We start from the raw sequence: 2,207 nt of genomic DNA, 5'->3' as shown, positions 1-2,207 counted from the left end.
CTCTTGTGGCAGGTCTCGCACGGCGCATTGGTCGCGACGTGCTTCTGCGGCTTGCCGGTCGCGGCCATGCCGTTGTGGCAGCTCGCGCAGGCCGCCGTCGTCCCGGTGTGGCTGAAGCGAGCTCCGCTGAACGTCGTCGTGCTCTTGTGGCAGGTCTCGCACGGCGCATTGGTCGCGACGTGCTTCTGCGGCTTGCCGGTCGCGGCCATGCCGTTGTGACAGCTCGCGCAGGCCGCTGTCGTCCCGGTGTGGCTGAAGCGGGCTCCGCTGAACGTCGTCGTGCTCTTGTGGCAGGTCTCGCACGGCGCCGCAGTCGCAATGTGCTTCGACGGCTTGCCAGGCGCACTCATGCCGTTGTGGCAGGATGCGCACGGTCCCTGCGCCGTCATGTGGTTGAATCTCGAGCCGGCCTCCGTGGCGCTCGAGCCGGCAAGCCCTGCCCTCGGATTGACCGTCGGCAGCAGCGATGGAACCCGACCTGCGTTCTGCGACTCCATTGCATCAGGATTGGCGGCACCGATCGAAGGCAGGAGCTTGCTGCGCGGATCGTTCGGCACAGGCGCTGAAGGGGCGGATGTCATCCGCGGGAGAGTGCTCAGCGGCTGCGACACCGACGCCGCGTCACCAGCTTTCGCCGCGCCGTCGGGTTTGGAGGCGGCAGGCGCACCGGCCGGGGCCCCTGCTCGAGGATCGGTCGTCGCGGCCGCCGACGTCGCAGCTGTATTCGCCAGCGGCTTGCTGCTGAACAAGAGCGTCGAACTGGATGGTGCGGCAGGCTTCGCAGCCGCGCCGGCCGCAGCCGTGGCCGGCGCTGCGCTCGTGCCCGATGCGGACTCGGGAGTCGTGGCCGCCGTCATCGTCCGGTTGGCGGTCGTGGCTGGCGTCACCGCCTTGGCGACGGGCGCCTGAGCGGGGACTACCGACCTGGCCGTGGTCGAACAACCCGCGGCCGGCTTCTGCGGGTCGTCGTCCCAGGTCGAGAAGTTGGCGGCAGCGCGCACGTGGCAGCAGCCGCAATCCTGTGACTTGGCACTGTGATCCGGCCCCTGCGCGCCTCTGCGGCCCTGGCCGCGATAGGCGCCATTGTGACAGCTGTCGCAGCGCGTCGCATGCACGGCGGTATGGCTCATCGTGTAGGTGGCGAAGCTCGCCGCGGTGTTGGTGTGGCAGTTCGAGCACTGGACGCCGGTCACCGGAATGTGCGGCGGCGTGGTCAAACCCTTCGCGCTCGAGCCATTGTGACAGGCGGAGCAATTGGTGTTGGCCGCGGAGTGGGTGAACGCCGCGCCGCCCCAGCTGGTGAAGCCGCCCGAGGCCGCCTTGGCGTGACAGCTGACGCAGTCGGCGCCACCGGTGGCGACGTGGCCCGGGTACGACGCCGTGCCCATGGCGCCCTTGGTGCCCTGGCCGGTGAAGCTGCCGTTGTGACAGCTGTCGCAGCGCGCGGTCGAGACCGCCGCGTGGTTCATGGTGTAGGTGGCGAAGCTCGCCGCGGTGTTGCTGTGGCAGTTCGAGCACTGCAGCGTCCCGGTCGGGATGTGCGGCGGCGTCGTCATGCCCTGCGCGGTCTTGCCGTTGTGGCAGGTCGCGCAGTTGGTGTCGGTCGCGGCATGCTTGAACGCCGCGCCGCCCCAGCTGGTGAAGCCGCCCGAGGCCGCCTTGGCGTGACAGCTGACGCAGTCGGCGCCGCCGGTGGCGACATGGTTCGGATACGACGCCGTGCCCATGGCACCCTTGGTGCCCTGGCCGGTGTAGCTGCCGTTGTGACAGCTGTCGCAGCGCGCGGTCGAGACCGCCGCGTGGTTCATGGTGTAGGTGGCGAAGCTCGCCGCGGTGTTGGTGTGGCAGTTCGAGCACTGCAGCGTGCCGGTCGGGATGTGCGGCGGCGTCGTCATGCCCATCGCGGTCTTGCCGTTGTGGCAGGTCGCGCAGTTGGTGTCGGTGGCCTTGTGAGCAAAGGCGGCGCCGCCCCAGCTGGTGAAGCCGCCCGAGGCCGCCTTGGCATGACAGCTGACGCAGTCGGCGCCGCCTGTCGCAACGTGGTTCGGATACGACGCCGTGCCCATGGCCCCCTTGGTGCCCTGGCCGGTGTAGCTGCCGTTGTGACAGCTGTCGCAGCGCGCGGTCGATACCGCCGCGTGGTTCATGGTGTAGGTGGCGAAGCTCGCCGCGGTGTTGGTGTGGCAGTTCGAGCACTGCAGCGTCCC

At 69.5% G+C, this 2,207-nt stretch carries 1 pseudogene; it reads right to left on the bottom strand.

The annotated features are described in order from the left end of the window. A pseudogene (locus tag QX039_RS33010) lies at positions 1–2,207 on the bottom strand (hypothetical protein); the annotation flags it as partial.

This window comes from Bradyrhizobium sp. SZCCHNR1043, from assembly GCF_032489675.1.
Lineage (GTDB): Bacteria > Pseudomonadota > Alphaproteobacteria > Rhizobiales > Xanthobacteraceae > Bradyrhizobium.
Note: the sequence above shows the minus strand (reverse complement) of the source record. Positions and strands in the feature narration are given on the sequence as shown.